22 protein-coding genes are annotated in these 22,913 nt (G+C 67.7%); 7 read left to right on the forward strand and 15 right to left on the reverse strand.

The window, feature by feature from the left end:
- Positions 1-119: 119 nt before the first annotated feature.
- A complete protein-coding gene (locus LZ009_RS19130; RefSeq protein ID WP_275699555.1) occupies positions 120-1,382 on the forward strand; it encodes a class I SAM-dependent methyltransferase in 1,263 nt (420 codons plus the stop codon).
- Positions 1,383-1,397: 15 nt separating this feature from the next.
- A complete protein-coding gene (locus LZ009_RS19135) occupies positions 1,398-1,724 on the forward strand; it encodes a DUF1840 domain-containing protein (protein ID WP_275699556.1) in 327 nt (108 codons plus the stop codon).
- A gap of 3 nt (positions 1,725-1,727) precedes the next feature.
- Here the strand turns inward: LZ009_RS19135 and LZ009_RS19140 are convergent, their stop codons facing one another.
- The 9 genes from LZ009_RS19140 to LZ009_RS19180 form a co-directional block, all read right to left on the reverse strand.
- Positions 1,728-2,717 carry a Bug family tripartite tricarboxylate transporter substrate binding protein gene (locus tag LZ009_RS19140; RefSeq protein WP_275699557.1) on the reverse strand — a complete coding sequence of 330 codons (990 nt, stop codon included), beginning with the start codon at positions 2,715-2,717 and terminating at the stop codon, positions 1,728-1,730.
- Between the two features lie 73 nt (positions 2,718-2,790).
- Positions 2,791-3,777, reverse strand: coding sequence for a tripartite tricarboxylate transporter substrate-binding protein (locus LZ009_RS19145; protein WP_275699558.1), 987 nt, complete (start codon positions 3,775-3,777; stop codon positions 2,791-2,793).
- A gap of 140 nt (positions 3,778-3,917) precedes the next feature.
- Positions 3,918-5,168, reverse strand: a complete 1,251-nt coding sequence (locus LZ009_RS19150) for a phenylacetate--CoA ligase family protein (protein ID WP_275699559.1) — start codon at positions 5,166-5,168, stop codon at positions 3,918-3,920.
- Complete coding sequence (locus LZ009_RS19155; RefSeq protein WP_275699560.1) at positions 5,165-5,974, reverse strand: ABC transporter ATP-binding protein; 810 nt, start codon at positions 5,972-5,974, stop codon at positions 5,165-5,167. Before LZ009_RS19155 ends, LZ009_RS19150 begins: the two co-directional genes overlap by 4 nt.
- A gap of 10 nt (positions 5,975-5,984) precedes the next feature.
- Positions 5,985-7,298, reverse strand: a complete 1,314-nt coding sequence (locus LZ009_RS19160; RefSeq protein ID WP_275699561.1) for an ABC transporter substrate-binding protein — start codon at positions 7,296-7,298, stop codon at positions 5,985-5,987.
- Positions 7,299-7,323: 25 nt separating this feature from the next.
- Positions 7,324-8,400, reverse strand: a complete 1,077-nt coding sequence (locus tag LZ009_RS19165; RefSeq protein ID WP_275699562.1) for a branched-chain amino acid ABC transporter permease — start codon at positions 8,398-8,400, stop codon at positions 7,324-7,326.
- A gap of 3 nt (positions 8,401-8,403) precedes the next feature.
- Complete coding sequence (locus tag LZ009_RS19170) at positions 8,404-9,333, reverse strand: branched-chain amino acid ABC transporter permease (protein WP_275699563.1); 930 nt, start codon at positions 9,331-9,333, stop codon at positions 8,404-8,406.
- Between the two features lies 1 nt (position 9,334).
- Positions 9,335-10,159: an ABC transporter ATP-binding protein gene (locus LZ009_RS19175; RefSeq protein WP_275699564.1), complete on the reverse strand. Its 825-nt coding sequence runs from the start codon at positions 10,157-10,159 to the stop codon at positions 9,335-9,337.
- Positions 10,156-12,090 (reverse strand): AMP-dependent synthetase/ligase, encoded by a 1,935-nt coding sequence (locus tag LZ009_RS19180; protein WP_275699565.1) that lies wholly within the window; start codon positions 12,088-12,090, stop codon positions 10,156-10,158. Before LZ009_RS19180 ends, LZ009_RS19175 begins: the two co-directional genes overlap by 4 nt.
- A gap of 124 nt (positions 12,091-12,214) precedes the next feature.
- Between LZ009_RS19180 and LZ009_RS19185 the strand changes: the two genes are divergently transcribed.
- From LZ009_RS19185 to LZ009_RS19195, 3 genes are read left to right on the forward strand one after another with little or no spacing between them, the layout of a single operon-like run.
- Complete coding sequence (locus LZ009_RS19185; protein ID WP_275699566.1) at positions 12,215-12,940, forward strand: Crp/Fnr family transcriptional regulator; 726 nt, start codon at positions 12,215-12,217, stop codon at positions 12,938-12,940.
- A complete protein-coding gene (locus tag LZ009_RS19190) occupies positions 12,933-13,715 on the forward strand; it encodes a pseudouridine synthase (RefSeq protein ID WP_275699567.1) in 783 nt (260 codons plus the stop codon). Before LZ009_RS19185 ends, LZ009_RS19190 begins: the two co-directional genes overlap by 8 nt.
- A gap of 17 nt (positions 13,716-13,732) precedes the next feature.
- Entirely contained in the window at positions 13,733-14,749 is a 1,017-nt protein-coding gene (locus tag LZ009_RS19195; RefSeq protein WP_275699568.1) for an ABC transporter substrate-binding protein, read from the forward strand.
- 9 nt (positions 14,750-14,758) lie between these two features.
- On the opposite strand, the gene LZ009_RS19200 is transcribed toward LZ009_RS19195, so the two are convergent.
- From LZ009_RS19200 to LZ009_RS19220, 5 genes are all read right to left on the reverse strand, one after another.
- A complete protein-coding gene (locus tag LZ009_RS19200; RefSeq protein ID WP_275699569.1) occupies positions 14,759-15,643 on the reverse strand; it encodes a spore coat protein U domain-containing protein in 885 nt (294 codons plus the stop codon).
- Between the two features lie 3 nt (positions 15,644-15,646).
- A complete protein-coding gene (locus LZ009_RS19205) occupies positions 15,647-18,028 on the reverse strand; it encodes a fimbria/pilus outer membrane usher protein (protein WP_275699570.1) in 2,382 nt (793 codons plus the stop codon).
- A gap of 56 nt (positions 18,029-18,084) precedes the next feature.
- Positions 18,085-18,780 carry a fimbrial biogenesis chaperone gene (locus tag LZ009_RS19210; RefSeq protein ID WP_275699571.1) on the reverse strand — a complete coding sequence of 232 codons (696 nt, stop codon included), beginning with the start codon at positions 18,778-18,780 and terminating at the stop codon, positions 18,085-18,087.
- An 88-nt stretch (positions 18,781-18,868) separates the two neighbouring features.
- On the reverse strand, positions 18,869-19,279 hold the full coding sequence (locus tag LZ009_RS19215) for a hypothetical protein (protein WP_275699572.1): 411 nt from the start codon (positions 19,277-19,279) through the stop codon (positions 18,869-18,871).
- 13 nt (positions 19,280-19,292) lie between these two features.
- Positions 19,293-19,820 carry a hypothetical protein gene (locus tag LZ009_RS19220; RefSeq protein ID WP_275699573.1) on the reverse strand — a complete coding sequence of 176 codons (528 nt, stop codon included), beginning with the start codon at positions 19,818-19,820 and terminating at the stop codon, positions 19,293-19,295.
- Between the two features lie 298 nt (positions 19,821-20,118).
- Between LZ009_RS19220 and LZ009_RS19225 the strand changes: the two genes are divergently transcribed.
- Both LZ009_RS19225 and LZ009_RS19230 read left to right on the forward strand, forming a co-directional pair.
- A complete protein-coding gene (locus tag LZ009_RS19225) occupies positions 20,119-20,811 on the forward strand; it encodes a response regulator transcription factor (RefSeq protein ID WP_275699574.1) in 693 nt (230 codons plus the stop codon).
- Positions 20,808-22,163, forward strand: a complete 1,356-nt coding sequence (locus LZ009_RS19230; RefSeq protein ID WP_275699575.1) for a sensor histidine kinase — start codon at positions 20,808-20,810, stop codon at positions 22,161-22,163. Before LZ009_RS19225 ends, LZ009_RS19230 begins: the two co-directional genes overlap by 4 nt.
- Here LZ009_RS19230 and LZ009_RS19235 read toward each other — a convergent pair.
- Complete coding sequence (locus LZ009_RS19235; protein ID WP_275699576.1) at positions 22,160-22,891, reverse strand: hemerythrin domain-containing protein; 732 nt, start codon at positions 22,889-22,891, stop codon at positions 22,160-22,162. The two genes, LZ009_RS19230 and LZ009_RS19235, sit on opposite strands and share 4 nt — an antisense overlap.
- Positions 22,892-22,913: the final 22 nt, after the last annotated feature.

Consider the following 22,913-nt stretch of genomic DNA (forward strand, 5'->3'; position numbering starts at 1 on the left):
GTCTAAATAGTTTAGGCTTGAACTAATCGCCGCGCAACGGGGTTGCTGCGAAGGGACAGTCGGCGCCGTCCTACAGCACAGCGGTTGACGGCGTGCGCACTATTTCGCAAGATTTGCGTATGGAACCGCTAGTCCAGAAGTTAGAGGCGCAACTTTCCTCGCTGCCGGTTTCGGTGGGCCTGGCCCTGCCAGGGGGCCGCCGCGTCGGTCCACCCGACGCAAAGGTCAAGCTGGAATTCCGCGACTGGTCGAGCCTGGGCCGGCTGGCCGGGGGCCAGATCGGCAAGATCGCCGAGGACTACGTGGAGCAGCGCATCCGCATCGAAGGCCACATGCGCGACGTGATGGCGGCTGCGGCGCGCCTGTTGCCGGGCAGCCCGGTCGACAGCGACACCAGCTGGTGGACCCAGATCCTGCGGCGCGCGAAGTCCCTGGCGAACCACACCCCGGAGCGGGATGCGGAGCAGATCCGCTTCCATTACGACGTATCCGACGACTTCTACGCCCTGTGGCTCGATCCGCGCCGCGTCTATTCCTGCGCCTACTACCGCGAGGCCGACTACTCGCTGGCGCAGGCGCAGCAGGCCAAGCTGGACCACATCTGCCGCAAGCTGATGCTGCGCCCGGGCGAGCGCTTCCTCGACATCGGCGCCGGCTGGGGCGGCCTGCTGCTGTGGGCGGCCGAGAACTACGGCGTCGACGCCACCGGCATCACGCTGTCGAAGAACCAGCACGCGCACGTCAACAAGCTGATCGAGCAGAAGGGCCTGCAGGGGCGGGTGCGCATGCAGCTGCTGGACTACCGCGACCTGCCGGAGGGCGAAACCTTCGACAAGATCGCCTCGGTGGGCATGTTCGAGCACGTGGGCCAGGTCAACATGGCGGCCTACTTCGGCAAGATTTACCGGCTGCTCGAGCCGGGCGGCCTGGTCATGAACCACGGCATCACGGCGGGCCGGCTGGTGCCGGGCCAGCTCGGCGGCGGCATGGGCGACTTCATCGGCAAGTACATCTTCCCGGGCGGCGAGCTGCTGCATCCGAGCCTGGTGCTGCGCGAAATGGCGCTGGGCGGGCTGGAAATGGTCGATACCGAGAACCTGCGGCCGCACTATGCGCGTACCCTGTGGGCCTGGTCCGATGCGCTGGAAGCGCGGCTGGACGAGGCGCGCGCCATCCTGGAGCGCACCCACGGCGAGACCGGCGGCGGCATGGTGCTGCGCGCCTATCGCATGTACCTCTCGGGCTGCGCGATGAGCTTCGAGCAGGGCTGGGTGTCGCTGCACCAGATCCTGGCGACGCGCCCGGACGGCAACCTCAACAGCGGCAGCATGCGCGGGGCGCAATCGGCCTATCCTTTCAACCGCGACTACATCTACCGTTAGCGATAAGCGAGGCGCATGCTCTACAAGTTCAAATCCAAGGCCACCGGCGACCTGATCATGCTGGAGCCGAACGGCCGGCGCGTGCTGGAGATCATCGGCAAGGACGCCGGTCCCAAAGGCATCATCCTCCCCGACGAGATGCCCGGCGCGATCAGCGCGCTGGAAGCGGCGATCGCGAAGGAAGAGAAGGAACAGGAAGCCCTGGCCGCCGAGGCCAAGGCCAAGGGCGAGGTGGCGCGCGGCCTGGCCGACAACGTGTCGCTGCGCCAGCGCGCCGTGCCCTTCGTCGACATGCTCAAGCGCGCGAGCAGCGCGGGCAAAGAGGTCGTCTGGGGCGTCTAGCCCCTAGTCCACTTTCGCGCCGGACGCCTTCACCACCGGCGCCCACTTGCGGCTTTCCGCATCGATGAACTTGGCGAATTCCGCCGGCGTGTTGCCGCTCGGGATCGCGCCTTGCGCCAGCAGCCGCTCCTTCATCGCGGGAGTCGCCAATGCCTTGGCGGTCTCCTGCTGGACGCGGTTGACGATGTCCATCGGCGTGCCCGCGGGCGCCAGCAGGCCGAACCACGAGCTGGCTTCGAAGCCGTTCAGGCGGCCCGCTTCCGCGACGGTCGGCACGCCGGGCAGCGCCTGCGAAGTCTGCGAGCTGGTCACGGCCAGCGCCTTCAGCTTGCCCGACTTGATGTGCGGCATGGCGGAGGGCAGGTTGTCGAACATCACGTCCATGTCGCCCGACATCAGGCTCAGCAGCGCCGGGTTGGAGCCCTGGAAGGGAAAGTGCGTCATGTAGACGCCGGCCATCACCTTGAACAGCTCGCCCGCAAGGTGGATCGAGGTGCCGTTGCCGCTCGAAGCCATGTTCAGCTTGCCGGGGTTGGCCTTGGCGTAGCGGATGAAGTCCGCCACGTTGCGGATGTTGCGGGCCGCCGCCTTCTCGGTGTTGACCACCATCACGTTCGGCACGCCGGCCACCAGCGTGATCGGCTGGAAGTCCTTGGCCGCGTCGTAAGGCATCTTCGAGTACAGCGACTTGTTGATGGCCTGCGTGCCCACCGTTCCCATCAGCAGCGTGTAGCCGTCGGGCGCCGACTTGGCCACGATGTCGGCGCCGATGTTGCCGCCGGCCCCGGCCTTGTTCTCCACCACGAAGGACTGGCCGAAGGCCTGCGTCAGCTCCTGCGCCACGGCCCGCGCCAGGATGTCGGTGGTGCCGCCGGCGGCGAAGGGCACGACGATGCGCACCGGCTTGGTCGGCCAGCGGGCCTGGGCCGTCGCGGCGAAAGGCAGCACGGCCAGGCCGGCGACGAGGGCGCGGCGGTTCAGGGAAGGCTTCATTTTCGTTGTCTCCTTGTCTCAGGAAAAAAGCCGCCCGGTGGGCGGCTTCTTCATGCTTGCGCGGCGGTGCGGATCACTCCACGTAGACGTTGGCCGCCTTGATCAGCGGGCTCCACTTGTTGATCTCGGAAGCCACGAACTTCTTGTGCTCGGCCGGCTCGACGCGCTTGTCGGCCATGACCACGGCGCCCAGGCCTTCTTCACGCTTGATGAACTCGGGGTCCTTCAGCGCGGCCTTCAGGGCGTCGTTCAGGGTCTTCAGCACCGCGGGCGGCGTGCCCTTGGGCGCGTACAGGCCGTGGAAGATGCTGACGTTGAAGTCCTTCACGCCCATTTCCTGCAGCGTGGGCAGGTCCTTCAGCGCGGGGGTGCTCAGGCGCTTGGGCGAGGTGACGGCGAAGGCCTTGACCTTCTTGCCTTCGATCACCGACGTGGTGTTGGTGGTCTGGTCGCACATCAGGTCGATCTGGCCGCCCATCAGGTCGGTCATGGCGGGGCCGGTGCCCTTGTACGGCACGGCGGTCATGTCGACGCCCACGGCGTGCTGGAACAGCATGCCGCAAAGGTGCGAGGCGGAGCCGACGCCGGCGTTGCCCAGGTTGATCTTGCCCTTGTTGGCCTGGATCCAGGTGACCAGTTCCTTGTAGTTGTTGGCCGGCAGCGTGGGCTTGCCGATCAGCGTCATGGGCACGTCGTTGATCATGCCCAGGTACTCGAAGTCGCTCTCGACCTTGAAGGGGATGTTGCGCACCAGCGTGGGCATGGTGGCCATGCCGATGTGGTGGACCAGCAGCGTGTAGCCGTCCGGGTTTGCCTTGGCGACCTTGTTGGCGCCGATGGAGCCGCCGGCACCGGCGGCGTTGTCGACGATCACGGTCGCGCCGCCCAGGGGCTTGCGCAGCGCTTCGGCCAGGTCGCGCGCTACCTTGTCGGTGGGGCCGCCGGCGGCGAAGGGGACGATGATGGTGATGGGCTTGCCGCCCGGGAAGCTCTGGGCGCCGGCCGAGAAGGCGGCGGCGACGGCGGCCACGGCCACGAGCGACTTGAACACGTTCTTCATTGGGATTCCTTGGGATGACACGGGCAGGATCATAGGCAATCGCGGAAGACCGGGGGCCCCGGCTTCTACTTAGCGGGATAACGCGCAGGGGGCAGCCATGGTTGGCGGGCCAGCTCGACGTTTACCGGTCCTTGACGTTGCTACTTGTAGCTGCGCGCGTCCTCGATCACCTTGCCGTCGTTGGGCAGGCTGCCCGGCTGCACGAGCTGCACGTCGCCGCGCAGCTTGGTCACGTCGCGCACGGCATCGGCGATGCGGGCATCCAGTCCCGGCGGCGCGTCCGCGGCTTCGGCCTTGAAGGTCATGACGTCGTTGGCCATCTCGCCGCTGACGACGATGCGGGCCTTGACGATCTCGGGGAAGCGCCGCGCGATGTCGGCCACCTGCCCCGGGTGCACGAACATGCCGCGGATCTTGGTGGTCTGGTCGGCGCGGCCGAGCCAGCCGCGGATGCGGGTGTTGGTGCGGCCGGTGCGATCCTGGCCGGGCAGGATCGCCGACAGGTCGCCGGTGCCGAAGCGGATCAGCGGATAGCCGGTGTTGAGCGTGGTCACCACCACCTCGCCGACCTCGCCTTCGGCCACCAGGTCGCCGGTGCCGGGCCGCACGATTTCCACCAGCACGCCCTCGTCGACCACCAGGCCTTCGCGCGCGGTCGTCTCGTAGGCGATCAGGCCCAGGTCCGCCGTCGCGTAGCTCTGGTAGACGTCCAGGCCGCGTTCGCCGAACCAGTCGCGCAGGCTGGGCGGCAGCGCCTCGCCGCCGACCAGGCCTTTCTTCAGGCTGGCGATGTCGCTGCCGGCTTCGGCGGCCTTCTCCACCAGGATGCGCAGGAAGCTGGGCGTGCCCAGGTAGGCCACCGGGCGCAGTTCGGCGATCGCCTGCAGCTGCTGCTCGGTCTGGCCGGTGCCGGCCGGAAACACGGTGCAGCCGACGGCATGCGCACCGGATTCCATGATGAAGGCGCCGGGCGTCATGTGGTAGCTGAAGCTGTTGTGCACCAGCTCGCCGCTGCGGAAGCCGGCGGCATACAAGGCGCGGCCGACGCGCCAGTAGTCGCGCGTGCTGCCGTCGGGCTCGTAGATCGGTCCCGGCGACGCGAAGACGTGCGGCATCGCAGGCCCGCGCACCAGCGCGGAGAAGCCGCCGAAGGCATCGCTGGCGCGCTGCGCGCGCTGGCGCTCCAGCAGTTCGTGCTTGCGCGTGACGGGCAGCTGCGCCAGTGCGGCGCGCGAGGTGATCCGGCCGGCGTCGACGCCGGCGAGGATTTCGCCGTAGGCCCGCGTGCTGGCCTGCGCATGCGCCACCTGCGCGGGCAGCGCGGCCAGCAGCTGCGCCTCGCGCTGGGCGGGCGCGCGCGTCTCGAGGTGGTCGTAGTGGTCGTCGTTCATGCCAGCCAGCGCTTGCGGCGCTTGTAGCTCTTGACGGCGCGGAAGCTCTTGCGCTCGCCGCCGCCGACGCCGAGGTAGAACTCCTTGACGTCTTCGTTGTTGGCGAGCTCGGCGGCCGGGCCGTCCATCACGATGCGGCCGCTTTCCATGATGTAGCCATAGTCGCTGAACTTCAGCGCCATGTTGGTGTTCTGTTCCGCCAGCAGGAAGGTGACGCGCTCCTTGGCGTTCAGGTCCTTCACGATGGCGAACACTTCCTCGACGATCTGCGGCGCGAGGCCCATCGAGGGCTCGTCGAGCAGCACGATGCTCGGATTGGCCATGAGCGCGCGGCCGATGGCGCACATCTGCTGTTCGCCGCCCGAGGTGTAGGCCGCCTGGGAAGTGCGGCGCTGCTTCAGGCGCGGGAAATAGGCGTAGACCTTCTCCAGGTTGGCCGCCACCTCCGTCTTGCTGCCGCGGGTGTAGGACCCGGTCAGCAGGTTCTCCTCGATGGTGAGGTGGGCGAAGCAGTGCCGGCCCTCCATCACCTGCACCACGCCGCGCTTGACCAGTTCGGCCGGCGTGAGGTTCTCGATGCGGTCACCGCGCAGCTCGATCGAGCCCTTGGTGACCGCGCCGCGTTCGCCTTGCAGCAGGTTGGAGATGGCCCGCAGCGTGGTCGTCTTGCCCGCCCCATTGCCCCCGAGCAGCGCCACGATGCCGCCTTCGGGCACCTGCAGCGACACGCCCTTGAGCACCAGGATCACGTGGTTGTAGATGACCTCGATGCCGTTGACGTTGAGGACGATGTTGCCGGCTTCCATGGTGCTTGCCTTAAGACTGGCAGTCGGCAGCGTCGCGCCGCGTCATCTTCTTGTCCGCGAGATACTTCTCCGCGCCGGCCTTGACCATCGGCTTGATGATCTGCTCGTCGGCCTGGTACCAGTCGCTGGAGAAGTTCCACTTGCTGCCGTCCCAGGTGTGGATGCGCGCCCAGGTGGAGCCCATGTGGTCGCTGCAGCTGGTGGAGATGGGGCGCAGCACGCCGCCGAAGCCCATCGCATCCAGCTTCTTCTGGTCCAGCGCCAGGTTCTCCAGGCCCCAGCGGACCTGTTCGCCCGTCATGACCTTGCCCTTGCCGAAGCGCTCCTGCGCGCGCCGCACCGCTTCCACGCCCAGCATCTGGATGATGACGCCGCGGGTGTAGAGCACCGAGCCCACTTCGTCCTTCGGTCCCGTGCCCTGGCCCTTGGCGTGCACGTACTTCAGGATGTCCTGCATCACCTTGGGCTGCTGGCCCGAGGTGTTGAGCGCCAGCGCGTGGTAGCCCTTGGCGCCTTCGCCCACGTCCTTCACGTCCGGCTCGGCGCCGGCCCACCACACGCCGTACATCTTGTCGCGCGGATAGCCCGTGGCCTGCGCTTCCTTCAGCGCGGTGGAGTTCATCACGCCCCAGCCCCACAGCATCACGTAGTCGGGACGCATCTGGCGCACCTGCAACCAGGCGGCCTTCTGCTCCACGCCGGGCGCCGTCACGGGGATCAGCTCCAGGTTGAAGCCGTGCATCTTGGCGCGCTCCTGCAGCAACGGGATCGGCTCCTTGCCGAAGGGCGAGTCGTGGTAGACCAGGGCGATCTTCTTGCCCTTGAGCTTGTCGAAGCCGCCTTCCTTCTTGGCGATGTGCTGCACCAGGATGTCGGCGCCGGTCCAGTAGCTGCCCATGATCGGGAAGTTCCACTTGAAGGCCGTGCCGTCCTGCGCCACCGACAGGCCGTAGCCCAGGGTGATCAGCGGGATCTTGTCGGTGGGCACCTTCTCGGTGAGCGCGAAGGTGATGCCGGTGGCCTGCGGGTCGAACAGCGCGACGCCCGGGCGGCTCTTCAGGCGCTCGTAGCACTCCACGCCGCGGTCGGTGGCGTAGCCGGTCTCGCATTCCTCGAACGTGAGCTTCACGCCGTTGATGCCGCCGTCGCGCGCGTTGATCATCTTCAGGTAGTCCTGCTTGCCGTTCGCCCAGGGCGTGCCGTTGGGCGCGTAGGGGCCTGTGCGGTAGGAGAGCAGCGGGAAGAACTGCTCCTTGGCCTGGGCAAAGGCGCCCGCGGCGGCTGCGCCCAGCAGCGCAGCGAGGAATACGGAACGAAGTCGCATGGTTTGTCTCCTTCTTGGTTGAAATTCAGTGCGGGAACGGCCAGAGGCGCAGCTTCTGCTTGCCGGTCGCCCACAGGCGCGCCAGCCCGTGCGGCTCGACGATCAGGAACCAGACGATCAGCGCGCCGAAGATCATGGCTTCGGCATGCGACAGGCCGGCGGTGGAGATGTTGATGCCCACCACGCCCAGCAGGGACGGCAGCACCTGGTTGAGGAAGATCGGCAGCACCACGATGAAGGCCGCGCCGAAGAAGGCGCCCGAGATCGAGCCCAGGCCGCCGATGATCACCATGAACAGCAGGCGGAACGAGAGCTCCACCGAGAAGGCCGCCGGTTCCCAGGCGCCGAGGTAGACGAAGGCCCACAGGGCGCCGGCGACGCCGACGATGAAGGAGCTGACCGCGAAGGCCGTGAGCTTGGCGTACATGGGGCGGATGCCGATCACCGCCGCGGCGACGTCCATGTCGCGGATGGCCATCCACTCGCGGCCGATCGCGCTGCGCACCAGGTTCTTGGCCAGCAGCGCCATGACCACAAGGATGGCGAGGCAGAACCAGTACTTGGAGGTGGCGCTCTCGATCGGCATCCCGAACACCTGCAGCGTGTTGACGGACACCGAGCCCGAAGGCGAGTCGTTCACGAACCACTTGATGCGCAGGAACATCCAGTCGGAGAAGAACTGCGCCGCCAGCGTGGCCACCGCGAGGTAGAGGCCCTTCACGCGCAGGGAGGGCAGGCCGAACAGGATGCCGAAGACCGTCGCGCACAGTCCGCCGAGGATCAGCGCCGGGATCAGCGGCATGCCGGGAATGCGGACGAAGAAGTTGTACGCGCCATAGGCGCCGACCGCCATGAACGCGCCCGAGCCCAGCGAGATCTGGCCGCAGTAGCCGACCAGGATGTTCACGCCCAGCGCCGCCAGCGCCATGATCAGGAAGGGGATCAGGATGGCGCGGAACATGTAGTCGCTGGCGAGCATCGGCACCAGGATGAAGGCGGCGAGGACCAGCGCGGTGATCGCCCAGCGGTCCTGCAGGATCGGGAAGATCTGCAGGTCGCTGCGGTAGGTGGTCTTGAACTGGCCGTTTTCGCGGTAGAGCATGGTTCAGACCCGATCGATGATTTTTTCGCCAAAGAGGCCTTGCGGCCTGATCAGGAGGAAGCCGAGAGCCAGGACATACGCGAACCAGATCTCGATGCCCCCACCCACCATCGGCCCGATGTAGACCTCCGACAGCTTCTCGCCCACGCCGATGATCAGGCCGCCGATGATGGCGCCGGGCACCGAGGTGAGGCCGCCGAGGATCACGACCGGCAACGCGCGCAGTGCCACGGTTGCCAGCGAGAACTGCACGCCCAGCTTGCTGCCCCAGATCATTCCGGCCACCAGCGCCACGATGCCGGCGACGCACCACACGATGACCCAGATGCGGTTGAGGGGAATGCCGACCGACTGCGCCGCCTGGTGGTCGTCGGCCACGGCCCGCAGCGCGCGCCCGGTCGACGTCTTCTGGAAGAACAGGCTCAGCACCGCGACCAGGGCGGCGGAGATCAGGGCCGCGATCAGGTCTTCCTTGTTGATCAGGATGCCGCCCTGGAAGGTGGACTCCAGCGCGATCACCGGGTCCTTCGGCATGCCGACGTCGATCTTGTAGATGCTGTTGCCGAACAGCGTCTGGCCCAGGCCTTCGAGGAAGTAGGTGATGCCCAGCGTGGCCATCAGCAGCGTCGCGCCTTCCTGGTTCACCAGGTGGCGCAGCACCAGGAACTCGATCACCCAGGCCACCACGAACATGATCACGCCGGCGACCAGGAAGGCCGCGACGTTGGCGAATACAGGGCTGGCGATGCCGGTCCACTGCGGGATCCACTCGGCGAAGCGCGCCATGGCCAGCGCCGCGAACAGCACCATCGCGCCCTGCGCGAAGTTGAAGACGCCGGAGGCCTTGAAGATCAGCACGAAGCCGAGCGCCACCAGCGAATAGAGCATGCCGGCCATCAGGCCGCCCAGGAGGGTTTCGAGGAAGAATCCCATGTCAGTGGCTCGTTCCGAGGTAAGCCCGGATCACCTCCGGGTTGGCGCGCACTTCGTCCGGCGCGCCGTCGCCGATCTTCTTGCCGTAGTCCAGCACCACCACGCGGTCGCTGATGTCCATCACCACGCCCATGTCGTGCTCGATCAGGACCACCGTGGTGCCGAACTCGTCGTTCACGTCCAGGATGAAGCGGCACATGTCCTGCTTCTCCTCCAGGTTCATGCCGGCCATCGGTTCGTCGAGCAGCAGCACCTGCGGCTCCATCGCCAGCGCGCGGCCGAGGTCGACGCGCTTCTGCAGGCCGTAGGGCAGCTGGCCGACGGGCGTCTTGCGGAAAGCCTGGATCTCCAGGAAGTCGATGATCCGCTCCACGTACTCGCGGTGCCGGATCTCCTCGCGCTCGGCCGGTCCGATGCGCAGCGCCTGCAGCAGCAGGTTGCTGCGGATGCGCAGGTTGCGCCCGGTCATGATGTTGTCCAGCACGCTCATGCCCTTGAACAGGGCCAGGTTCTGGAAGGTGCGGGCAAAGCCCATCTCCGCCACCTGCCGGCTCTTCATGTGGTGGAAGGTCTTGCCGCGGAAGGTGATGCTGCCCTGCTGCGGCTGGTAGACGCCGTTGATGCAATTGAGCATCGAGCTCTTGCCGGCGCCGTTGGGGCCGATGATGGCGCGGATCTCGTGCTCGCGCACGTCGAACGAGATGTCGGTCAGCGCCTTCACGCCGCCGAAGGCGAGCGAGATGTTCTTCACGTCGAGGATCACCTCGCCGAACCGGCGTCCGGTGGCGGAAGGGGTGGCCACGCCGGGGTCGTCCACGATCTTCATGCTGCAGCTTTCAGGGCCGGGAAGGTGCGGGCGTCCATGATCTTCAGCGTCGCGCTCACGCTGCCGCTGCGGCCGTCCTCGAACTTCACCTGGGTTTCGATGTACTGCTCGTTCCTGCCGCCGTACAGGGCGTCGACCAGCACGCCGTACTTGTCGGCGATGAAGCCGCGGCGGACCTTGTTGGTGCGCGTGAGCTCGCCGTCGTCGGCATCCAGTTCCTTGTGCAGCACCAGGAAGCGGTGCACCTGGCTGCCGGCAAGGCGCTCGTCGCCGGCGAGGTCGGCATTGACCTTCTCGAGGCAGTCCTGGATGAGCGCGTAGACCTCGGGCTTCTGCGCCAGGTCGGTGTAGCCCGCATAAGGCAGGTTGCGCCGCTCGGCCCAGTTGCCGACCGCGTCGAAGTCGATGTTGACCATGGCGCAGACCATGTCGCGCTGGTCGCCCATGGCCACCGCTTCCTTGATGTACGGGAAGAACTTCAGCTTGTTCTCGATGTACTTGGGCGCGAACATGCTGCCGTCGGCCAGCCGGCCCACGTCCTTGGCGCGGTCGATGATCTTCAGGTGGCCGTGCGCGTCGAGGAAGCCGGCGTCGCCCGTGTGGTACCAGCCGTCGGCCGTCTTCACTTCCGCGGTCGCCTCCGGGTTCTTGTAGTACTCCTTGAGCAGGCCGGGCGAGCGCACCAGGATCTCGCCGTTGCCCGCCACCTGGATCTCGACGTCGCGGCAGGGAATGCCCACCGTGTCGGCGCGCACCTGGTTGTCCGGCTGCATGCAGACGAACACGGCCGTTTCGGTGGAGCCGTACAGCTGCTTCAGGTTGACGCCGATGGCGCGGTAGAAGGCGAACAGGTCGGGGCCGATCGCCTCGCCCGCGGTGTAGGCCACGCGCACGCGCGAGAAGCCGAGGTTGTTGCGCAGCGGTCCGTAGACCAGCAGGTTGCCCAGCGCGTAGAGCGCGCGGTCCAAGGCACCGATCCGCTGGCCGTCCCGCAGGGCCGGTCCGACGCGCCGCGCGAGATCCATGAAGCGCCCGAACAACGCGCGCTTGAGGGCTCCGGCGTCTTCCATGCGGATCATCACGCTGGTGAGCAGGCCCTCGAAGATCCGCGGCGGGGCGAAGTAGTAGGTCGGCCCGATCTCCTTCAGGTCGATCATCACGGTGCTGGACGACTCCGGGCAGTTCACGACGAAGCCGCAGGCCAGCCACTGCGCGTAGCTGAAGATGTTCTGTCCCACCCAGGCCGGGGGCATGTAGGCCAGCACTTCCTCGGCTTCGGTGAGCTTGTCGAACTCTGCGCCCGCACGCGCCCGATCGAGCAGGGTGCGGTGCGTGTGGACGACGCCCTTCGGCTGCCCGGTGGTGCCCGAGGTGAAGAACATCGCGGCGACGTCGTCGGGCTGGGCGCGGTCGACCTCGGCCTGGAAGAAGCCGGGGTTCGCGGCCGCGAACTTCGCGCCGGCCGCCAGCAGCGCGTCGAGCGCCGACAGGCCCGGCTCGCTGTAGTTGCGCAAGCCGCGCGGGTCGTCGTAGTAGATCGCCGCCAGCTGCGGGCATTGCGGCCGGATCTCCAGCAGCTTGTCGACCTGCTCCTGGTCCTCGGCGAAGGCGAAGCGCACTTCGGCGTTGTTGATCGGGAAGACGCATTCGGCCGCGACGGCGTCCTGGTACAGAGGCACGGGAATGGCGCCCAGCGCCTGCGCGGCCAACATCGTGGCGTACAGGCGCGGACGGTTGGCGCCGACCACCACCATGTGCTCGCCGCGCTTCAGGCCCGCCTCGTGCAGGCCGCAGGCGAGCTGCTCCACCATCTGCGCGAGCTCGGCCCAGGTGAGCGCCTGCCAGATGCCGTACTCCTTCTCGCGCATGGCGGCCGCGGCGGGCCGTCGGGCCGCGTGCTGCAGCAACAGGCGGGGAAAGGTCGTCTCCATGGCGCGGTTCCTTGAGGCGTGAGCTCGCAATGTAGGCAGGGGTTTGACGCCAAGCTGTCTTTGCGCCGACATTCCAAGGGATAATCCTGATAGGGCGAGCCCGCATGCCGCCCGCCACCTCGCCATGGCCACGGAAACCACACTGCACCAGCGCCGCCGCGATCCCACGCCCTCCGAACTGGCGGGGGTGCCCTGGCTGGCGGCGCTGCAGCCCGAGGAACGCGCGATGGCGGTATCGCACATCAAGGTGGGCGACGCGCTGCCGGGCGACTACGTCTGCCGCGTGGGCCGCCCGGTGACCTACTGGTTCGGCGTGATCGAAGGCCTGCTCAAGATGAGCAGCGACAACGCACAGGGCCAGACCATCACCTTCAGCGGCCTGCCGCCCGGCGGCTGGTTCGGCGAGGGCACGGTGCTCAAGCGCGAGGCCTACCGCTACAACATCCAGGCGCTGCGGCGCAGCGTGGTGGCCGGCCTGCCGGTCGACAGCTTCCACTGGCTGCTCGATCACTCGATCGGCTTCAACCGCTTCGTGATGAACCAGTTGAACGAGCGCCTCGCGCAATTCATCGCCGCCCGCGAGATCGACCGCATGGCCAATCCCGACGTGCGGGTGGCCCGCAACCTGGCGGCGCTGTTCAACCCCGTGCTGTTCCCCGGCGTCGGCGAGATGCTGCGCATCACGCAGCAGGAACTGGCCTACCTGGTCGGCTTGTCGCGCCAGCGGGTCAACGAGGCGCTGGCGGCCTTGCAGGAGCAAGGCATCATCCGGGTGGAATACGGCGGCCTGCGCATCCTCGACCTGCAGGCGCTGCGAACCAGTGTGATCTCCTCCCGCGCCAATGCCTGAACAGAACGAAAACGCTCCGTCCCCCACGTCCCGCCTGAACAAGCGCATGGCCGAACTCGGCCTGTGCTCCCGCCGCGAGGCCGACGACTGGATCGCCAAGGGCTGGGTCAAGGTCGACGGCGCGGTCGCGCCGATGGGTCTGCAGGTGGGCCCCAACGCGCGCATCGAGGTCGACCCCAAGGCGCGCGGCCAGCAGCGCGAGCAGGTCACCATCCTGCTGCACAAGCCCATGGGCTACGTGAGCGGGCAGGCCGAGGACGGCTACGAGCCGGCCGTCGTGCTGGTGCAGGCGCGCAACCGCTGGCGCGAGGACCGCGCGCCGCATCGCTTCGCGCCCACGCAGCTGCGCGGCCTGGCGCCGGCGGGCCGTCTCGACATCGATTCCACCGGCCTGCTGGTGCTGACGCAGGACGGCCGCGTGGCGCGCCAGTTGATCGGCGAGGACTCCGGCGTCGAGAAGGAATACCTGGTCCGCGTCTCCTACGGGGACGCCACCGCGAACGTGCAGCAGGCGTTTCCGCCCGGGCAGCTCGCGCGCCTGCGCCATGGCTTGAGCCTGGACGGCCAGCCGCTCAAGCCCGCCAAGGTCGATTGGCAGAATCCCGAGCAGCTGCGCTTCGTGCTGACCGAAGGCAAGAAGCGCCAGATCCGCCGCATGTGCGAAGCGGTGGGTTTGCGGGTGGTGGGGCTCAAGCGCGTGCGCATCGGCCGCATCGCGCTGGGCAACCTGCCGGCGGGGCAATGGCGCTACCTGGCGCCGCACGAACGGTTCTGATCCACGAAGGAGATGCGATGAAGTTGCGCGTGATGCTGGCTGCGGCCCTGTTTGGTGTGACGGGCGCGCAGGCCCAGGGGGTCGTGAATGCGATCTGCAGCACGGACCAGGCCTGGTGCGAACTCGCGGCGCAGGACTTCACGCGCGCCACCGGCATCAAGGTGCTGCAGACGCGCAAGCCCACGGGCGAGGCGCTGGCGCAGATCCGCGCCGAGGCCGCCAACCCGAAGACCGACCTGTGGTGGGGCGGCACCGGCGACCCCTACTACCAGGCCGCCGAAGCGGGCCTGCTCGATCCCTATCGCCCCGCGTACCTGAACGACCTGCACGGCTGGGCCGTGCGGCAGTACGCGATGACGCAGAACTACGTCGGCGGCTTCTACACCAGCGCCATCGGCTTCGGCTGGAACGAGGAAGTGCTGAAGAAGAAGAACCTGCCGGCGCCGAAGTGCTGGAAGGACCTGCTGGACCCGCGCTACAAGGGTGAGATCGAGACCTCGCATCCCGGCTCCAGCGGCACCGGCTACACCATCGTCGCCGGCCTCGTGCAGCTGATGGGCGAGGACGCCGCCTTCGACTACCTGAAGAAGCTGCACCGCAACGTCACGCAGTACACCCGCAGCGGCACCGCGCAGGCGCGCAGCGTGGCCAAGGGCGAGGTGGGCATCGGCATCAGCTTCATCTTCGGCTTCGACAACGAGCGCCTCACCAACAAGTTCCCGGTCTATGCCGCAGCGCCTTGCGAGGGCACCAGCTACGAGATCGGCGGCATCGCCCTCATCAAGGGTTCGCGCAACCGCGCCGAAGCGCAGCGTTACTACGACTGGCTGATGTCGCCGCAGGGGCAGCAGGTGGGCGCGCGCGCCAACAGCCTGCAGGTGCCGGCCAACAAGACCTTCAAGCCCGACCCGCGCATCCCCGCGCTCGACAACGTGCGCCTGATCAAGTACGACTTCGAGAAGTTCGGCAAGGCGACGGAGCGCAAGCGGCTGGTGGATCGGTGGGTGAAGGAGGTCGAGGCGCTGCCGCGCTGACCGGCCCGGTTAGTACGTCACGGTGAGGGTGCGCGTCACGGTGGCGGTGCACGATGCACCCGAGCAAGTTCCCGACTGGCCGGCCGCGATGCCGGCATTGATGGCGTACGCCTGCGCCAAGCCCGAGCCCGTCCCGCTGGCCGCGCTCAGGCCCAGCGTGTAATTCAGTCCCAGCATCGTGCCGCTGGTGCCGCTCAACGCCAGCCCGTAGGTGGTCGTGTTGGTGCAGCGCAATTGCAGATTGCTGGTGGCCGTTGCCGCGGTGGTAGTGAACGACGTGTAGTTCAACGTCATGTTGGTGGGCGGCGAGGTGAAGCTGCAGGCGGCTGTGATGGTCGTGCTGAACGTGATCGTGCCGCTTCCCCAGATGGCGCCGGTGTTGTCTGCGACGCCGATGGTGACGGTGTCCGTGTAGGTGCCCGGCGGGGCCGCGTTCTGCCCTGCATCGATGCGGAAACAGTAGCTGGTGCCGGAAGTCAGGGGATTCGGGATCGTCGTGGTGTCGTTCCCGCCGGTGCCGCTGTTGGCGAGGCTGACCGCGGTGGCGAGCGTTGCGCCCCATGCTTGCGAGCAACCGCTGTAGTTCCGGTACAGGCTGTAGGTCAGGTAGTTGCCCGACGCACCGAGGCGCAACTGGCGGGTGGTGCCTGAATAGTTGCCGCCATTGTCGACACCGACATAGAAGGTAGCGGGAAACTTGTTCTGCCCGCCCTTTGGCCGGGTGCAGCTGACCGAAAAGACGCCGGCCGTGTCGTTCGTGGTGAGCAAGAAGGGGTTGTAGCCGGAGCCGCTTGCCAGGTTGTTCGCGGTGATCGAGCACGACTGCGCCCACCCGGAAGACCCGGCGGCGGCCAGTAGCAAGGCGAAGCAGAACCGGAGAATCGATCGTGACATGGTCTACCTCTTGATGCCGCTGCAGCGCACGGGCCCGACGCGGGCGATGTCGTCCGGCGTGCCCGGCGGCAGGGTGACGGTGAAGCTGCAGGTGGCGCCCTGCCAGCGCAGCTTGAGTTCATTGCGGTCCTGCAGCCCGGTCACGAAGGCTTCCCCCCTGCGGGCCACGAAGAATTCTTCCTTGTCGCCGGCCACTTCGACCTGCGCGCCGGCGGGCGCCGGCTGGCCGTCGTCGAATTCGATCTTCACCAGCGCGCCGCGCCCGCTGCGAACCGGAAAGACGATCTTGACCGCACTGCGCGCAGCCGGAACGGCCTGCTGTTCGATGCTGTCGATTTCCGCGGCGATCGGGAGCTCGGTAGGATCGAGCCGAATGTCGTTCACCTGGTACGGCAGCAGGCGCCACACGAGGGCTCGCCCGCGCGCGTCGGTGCGCGCGACCACGCTGCCGTACGCGCTGATGCCGACGTCCGGGTAGCCGGGGACCTCCACGACGGCAAAGCTGTCCGAGACCCGCCGGGTGGCGAACAACTCGCCGTCGGCAAACACCAATCCCCCTTGAATGCCCAGCCGCACGGTCTGGCGCGTCCGCGACTGGCTGATGTCCACGCTAGACAAGGACCGCGTGCTTTGGAGATAAAGGCCACCTTCCACGAACGGCTCCTGCTCGCGGTAACCGGCGAGCGCGCGCCAGCTGGTGCCCGTGTCTCCGGTGAGGCCCTTGCTGGCACTGACGTAGCCCTCGGTCAATCCGTCCTTGTGGTTGACGTTGCTCGAAGTCACGATGCCATCGCTCAGGGGGAGCAGCAGGCTGACGCCGAAGGACGTGCCGCCGCCGGTCGCTTGCGGATCGCGCACGCGCACGAAGTTCGCGGTCAGCACGGCGCCGCCTCCGAGCTGGATGGAGTAATTGGCGTTGTAGGTGGTGATGGAGCGGCCGAGGGCGGTCTCGACTTGCGCCAGGCCGGCACCGAGCGCGCCCCAGCGCCGCGTCTGGAGGTTGTAGCTGGCGGCTATCTGCCGCCGGTACGGAATGCTCAGGATCTCGTCCTGGCCCACCTGGCGGTAGCCCGGGCTGTTGCCTTGCACGTTGAGCGTGAAGCTATGCACGGGACCGGTCCGCGCGAGCGAGGACTGCCACGTGAACCCGCTGCCTGCGTTGATGTTGTCGCTGGCGGCCACGGCGGCCTGGCCAAGCAGTTGCAGCGGGAGCGCGGCCACGAGCCCGGCGCCGACTCCACGCGTGCGGGTGCCGGCTTCCGCATGGGTTTCCACCGTCAGCGTCTTGCTCAGGCCGAGCCGGTACAGGCCCGCGCCGAAGCCCTGGCTGTAGTCGGCGCTTTTCAAGCCGAGGTTCTTGCGGACGACACCCAGCTCCGCGCTCCAGTCCGAGAGGCCTTCTTCCAGCAGGCTGCTGTGGCTGAAGAAGTCCTGCACGATCACCGTTTCGCGTCCGAGTACATCGCGCACGACCAGGCGGGCCTGGCCGCTGCCGGTGAGCAGAGGAAAGTTGTCGATCGCGAAAGGTCCTGCCGGCACCTTGGAGGTCTGGCGCAGCGAGTCGTTGATGTAGAGGTCCACCGAGCTCGGGGCGGTCGACACCCCCGCAAGCACCGGCAGGGGCTGCGTGATGAACCCCGGCCGCAGACCGAAGTTGCGGGCCAGCTGGATGCCGCCGTAGTACACCGCCTGCCCCCACATGCCCGGACGCGTCGCGGTGTCCCCGATGCGCAGCGTGAGATCGCGGCCCGGGAAGTCCCGCGAGTACGTGGTCTCGAGGCGCCGCACCATGCGGGGAGTGCCGGCTTCAGCGGAACCGGTGAGGTTGCGGCCCACCATCGAATTGGTCAGCACGCCCCAGTTGCCGGACGTTCCCAGCTCCACTACGGCGCCCAGGTCCTCCGATGCCTTCGTGCCGCGCGTCGCCGAGCGCGTGTAGCTCAGGTCATAGTTGGTGAATGCCGAAGGGATCGATGCGGTCAGCGCCGGACGATCGGACTTTTCCTGCACCAGCCGGGTCGCCGCAAACGCCAGCGGGGCGAAGTTGATGCGGGCCGTTTGCTCGACGGAGTTCAGCTGCACGGTAAACCCGGGGATGGCCGCCAATGGGTACCAGGCCTGTCCGCGATACTGCAGCGCGGCCGCGGGTCGATTGCTGATGCGCCATTCGTCCAGCGCCTCCGCGGTCGCATGCAACACGCCATTGCGATCGAGCAGCACCCAGTTGCCGGCCGGCCCGCCATTGAGTTGCACGTCCACCGGCCGCAACTGGATGACCACCGGTTCATCGAGCGACCCCTGCTGCGCCGGCGCGCCCACCGCCACACCGGCCAGCAGCGCTGCTGCGGCAAGTCGGCGGAAACGGGAGGACGACGTCGATTTCATGCAAAGGACGGACACGGGGCAGCCTCGGCGCCCCTTCCTGCGAACTGGGGAACGGATCAGGGAACGGTGACGTTGAAGACCTGGGTCTTCCCATCGTCGAAGCCGACCTCGATCTGGGCGGAGCCGGCGGCAAGCGCTTGCTGCCGTTGCAGGGAAATGGTCTTGCGCGCGCCCGGCAGGATGTAGACCCCGCCTTCCATCTTGCCGACGATCTGGTTCGATTGCCGCAACTCCATGGCCCGCACCTGCGCATAGGCCTTGCCCGTGTTGGCGCAGGAGACCTGGAACTCCGCGCCGGTCGACGGCTGGCACGTGATTTCGCGGGCGGCCGCCGGCGGCGTGATGAAGACTGGCAGCGACAGGGCCAGGGCGATCGGGATCTGCAGCGTCTGGTCTTTCGGCGGGGTCGCTTCCGGCACCTCGCGAATCAGCAGGCGGTAGGTCAGTTGCTGGGAGGCGTCGGCCGGTGCGAGCCGCGCGAGCCGCACAACCTGGTGGCCCTTGGGCGCGAGCTTCAGGATGGGCGGCGAAAGAATCAGGTCTTCCGACGGAAGCTGTTCGTCGGTGCCGTCCGGCTTCTGCCGCCACGTGCTCACCTCCGCCTGCAACACCATGGGGGAATCCCCCTCGTTGGTGACGGTGATGGCGACCGCACGGTCGCGTGGCGTCATGTAGATACGGACCGGCACCACGGAGAAGACGCCGGCGTGCGCCGTCGACGCCAGCACCGCGGAAACGATCGCCCCCAGCACGAAGGCTTTGCTGCTCCTGCGGGTCCGGAAGGCCGTGGGAAGAAGAGGGAGGGCGTTCATTCGCGCAGCTTAGCAGTGGATGGCCAGGCTAGAAACTGACAAGCATCTCGAGCGGCCCGTCGCTTCCATTCACGTTGTAGATACGCAAAGCCGTGATGGTCCCGCCGCCGACGTAGGCATCGCCAGGGGTGAGGAGGCTGCCGCCGAAGTTCGCCGCCATGGGGAGACGGTAGCGGTAGGCGCTGCCGTGCGTGCCGGTGAACTGCTTTCCGGCCGCCGGCTCGATGTCGACGAACTGTCCCGTGCTGCACACCACCCGGACTTCCGCCTGGGTGTGCTCGCTCAGCGAAAGGCTGATGCAACGCTGGTCCTGCGGGCCGTTGAGGGTGATCGATACCCGCAAGGGCGCGCTTTCGCCCAGCGCCAGGGCGTTGCCTGCCACCATGAAGCCAAGCGACACCCATAGCGCATCCAGCAGCCGGTGCCGGCTGGCGGCCATAGGGAATGTCCGATCAGTAGGTGATGGTCAGCGTGTGGGCGCCGCTGGCGCTGGTGGCCGTGCAGGCGGTGCCGACGGCGGAGCCGGTGTTGGCGCCGCTCGTGGCCGCGACCTGCGTGCCGGCGGTGCCGGAGTTGTCGACGGCGCAATTGCCGCCTTGACCGCCGGCCACGGTGCCGCGCACCGCCCAGCTCTGGGTGCCGCCGTTACCGGTGCCGCCGGTGGCGGCGGCTGCGCCAAGACGCGTCTCGAGCGCGTAGGTCAGGCCGGCGAGCGTGCCACCGGAGCCGGCAGTGCCGCCGAAGGACAGCGAATACGGCAGGGTGTTGGTGCAACGCAGCGAGAACGCCATGTCGTTGACACTGTCGGTGGTCTGGAAGGAGACGTAGTGCAGTGCCAGGGCGCTCGGGGCGGTGACGAACTCGCACTTCGGGTAGAGGTTCACGGTCACGTCGAATGCACCGGATGCGGTCAGCGCATGCGACGGCATGGAGATGAGTGCTGCAAGGCCGAGCAGCGCGGGGAGAATCAGCTTTTTCATGGTCGTGGCTCCTTGTAGGGGCAACCCTCTGCCGGGTTAGGTGGAATTCTTACTTGCGGCGAACTTTAGATGAGCGAGTAACGGAATGCAATGAAAAACTCCCTGCCAAATCAATGGGTTAGCCATGAATTGGGCAAAAACAACAAATCGGTCACAGCCGAGCAGATGTAACTAGTTGATTCACAAAGCGGCCGGTATTTCCGCCCCGACGAACGGACTGCTTGCCTTTGGCCTAATGACGGCCTAAGAGACTTTTCTTAAGCTCGGTGGGCCGAAGCCGCCCCCTGGAGATGCCCGAATGCGAGTCCTGCTGGTCGAAGACGACGAAATGATCGGCCCCGCGCTGCGTGAAGCGCTGGGGGCGCAAGGCTGGTCCGTCGACTGGGTCAAGGACGGCCTGCTGGCGCAAAGCGCCCTGGCCGATGGCGACTACGCCTGCGTGCTGCTGGACCTGGGCCTGCCCAAGGTCGATGGCGTCGAGGTGCTGCGCAAGGCGCGCGCCGGCGGCGACCGCACGCCGGTGCTGGTGCTCACCGCACGCGACGGCCTGGACGACCGCGTGGCCGGCCTCGATCTCGGCGCCGACGATTACCTGCTGAAGCCCTACGAGATGCGCGAGCTGCTGGCGCGCATGCGCGCGGTGATTCGGCGTCGCGACGGCGCGGCGCACTCGGTGATCGGCACGCAGGGCGTGCAACTGGACCTGACCACGCGCGAGGTGGTGGTGCAAGGCGAACGCTCGCAACTGTCGGCGCGCGAATTCTCGCTGCTGCACGCGCTGCTGGAGCGGCCGGGCGCGATCCTCTCGCGCGAGCAGCTGGAAAACCGCATCTACGGCTGGGGCGAAGAGGTGAGCAGCAATGCGGTCGACGTCCTGATCCACGGCATGCGGCGCAAGCTGGGCGCCGAGACCATCCGCAACGTGCGCGGGCTCGGCTGGCGCGTGAGCGCCAATGCTTCGGGCGCTGCTTCCCCGGGAGCCGTGCAATGAAGTTCCACGTCTTTCCCAAGGGGCCGATGTGCTCCATCCGGCGCGCGCTGCTGCTGTGGCTGGTGCCGGTGTTCCTGGCGGTGGGCGCGACTGCCGCCGCGGTCTCGTACTACACCTATTGCGAGATGGTCAGCGGCTTCATGGACGACCAGATGCAGCAGATCGGCAGCGCCGTCGCGGCGACCGACTCGGTGCGCACGACCCGCCAGAACGCCGAGCGCGTCTTCCATTGGGGCGGCTACGTGGTGCAGACCTTCGGCCCCGACGGCCGCCTGCTCGCCAATTCCTATCCGGAGCTCTCCCTGCCGCTGCAATCGGGCTCGGGCTTCCGCGATCTCGAACACGAAGGCCGTTCGTGGCGGGCCTATGTGCTGCCGGCCGACCATCCGGGTGGCCGCTCGGTGCAGGTGCTGCAAAGCGGCGCCTTCCGCACCACGCTGGCGGCGGAGCGGGCCGGCACCGCGGTGGCGCCCGTGCTGGTGCTGCTGCCGCTGTCGCTCATCATCCTGTGGGGCGTGGCGCGCGCCATGTCGTCTGCGCTGCAGGACATCGGCCGGCAGGCGGCCGAACTGGACGAGCACAACATCGCCGAACTGCCGCTGGCGCGCGTGCCCTCCGAAGTCGTGCCGCTGGTGAATTCCTTCAACAGCCTGCTGCGACGCCTGGGCGAAGCGTTCGCGACGCAGCGGCGCTTCGTGCAGGACGCCGCGCATGAACTGCGCACGCCGATCACGGCCATCGGCCTGCAGCTGGAAAACCTGCGTACCGACATGACCTGCGAAGCGGCACAAGGCCGCTACGTGCAGCTCGAACTGGGCGTGAAGCGCGCGCAGCGCCTGGTCGACCAGCTGCTGCGGCTGTCGCGCCAGGAAGCCGCCGGCGCGGACGGCCCGGCCATGGTGGACCTGCAGGCACAGCTGCGCGAGAGCATCAATACGCTGATCACGCTGGCGGACCAGCGCCACATCGACCTGGGCCTGGTCGATGCGGGATCGCCCGCAGGCTCGCCCCCGACGCTGCGTTGCGCCCCCGGCGACCTGCGCAGCGTGCTGGACAACCTGATCGAGAACGCCTTGCGCTACACGCCCGAAGGCGGCGTGGTGGACGTGCGCCTGGTGCAGGACCAGGGCCGCGTGGCCCTCGAAGTGGTGGACACGGGCCCCGGCATTCCGCAGGAGATGCTGCCGCGCGTCTTCGACCGCTTCTTCCGCGTTCCCGGCAACGGCGTCAACGGCAGCGGCCTCGGCCTGGCGATCGCGCAGGCGGCGGCGCAGCGCTGCGGCCTGTCGCTCACCCTGCGCAACCGGCAGGACCGCAGCGGCCTGATCGCGCGGGTCGAAAGCGCGGCTTAGGCCGCGAGGCCGGGGACGGCCGGCAACTGCAGCGCGCGCGCCAGCTTCGCCCATTCATTGGCTGCCAGGTGCGGCCGCACCGTATCCAGGATCGCCTGGAACGCAGGCGCTGGCGCCTTGGCCCGGATGTCGGCCAGCAGCCCGACGCGTTCGGCCGGATTCATGAAAGGCACCAGCCAGCGCGCGGTGACCATCATCTCCTGCGGCGGGATCGAGGCGACCAGCGCGTCGTGGATGGCGACCAGTTCGGCATCGGTGTAGCGCGCCCACAGCACGGCGTTGTGCGCGGTCTCTTCCACGTGCATGTGCTGGAAGTTGTCGGCGACGAAGAGCGCCAGCTCGCGGTAGAGGCGGCTGGCCGCCGCCGGGCGGGCTTCGTCGGCGCAGCCCCGCAGCACCGCCACGGCGTCGGCCAGCTGCGCGATGTGCTTCACGTGCTCGTCGTGCTCGTGGCCGATCTGGGCGCTGGCGCCCGGCGCGCGCGCCTCGATCGCCGCGTGCACGAATTCGTTCTCGTGCTGCAGGTGGCCGGCGCAGAACTGCAGCAGTTCCAGCACGCGCTCGGTGACCTGGGCGCGCTCGAGGCCGTCGTCGGCGTCCATGCGGCCGACGGCCAGCAGCGTGTCGGCCATCAGCGCGCGCAGCGCCTTGTGGATGCCCGAGTACATGTCGAAGCGGGGCGCCGCGGCGGCGGCGACGGAGGCGAGTTCCTTGGAATCGAGGTTCATGGTCTTCTTTCGTTTTGGGAGG

The organism is Ramlibacter paludis (assembly GCF_022012305.1).
Lineage (GTDB): Bacteria > Pseudomonadota > Gammaproteobacteria > Burkholderiales > Burkholderiaceae_C > Ramlibacter > Ramlibacter paludis.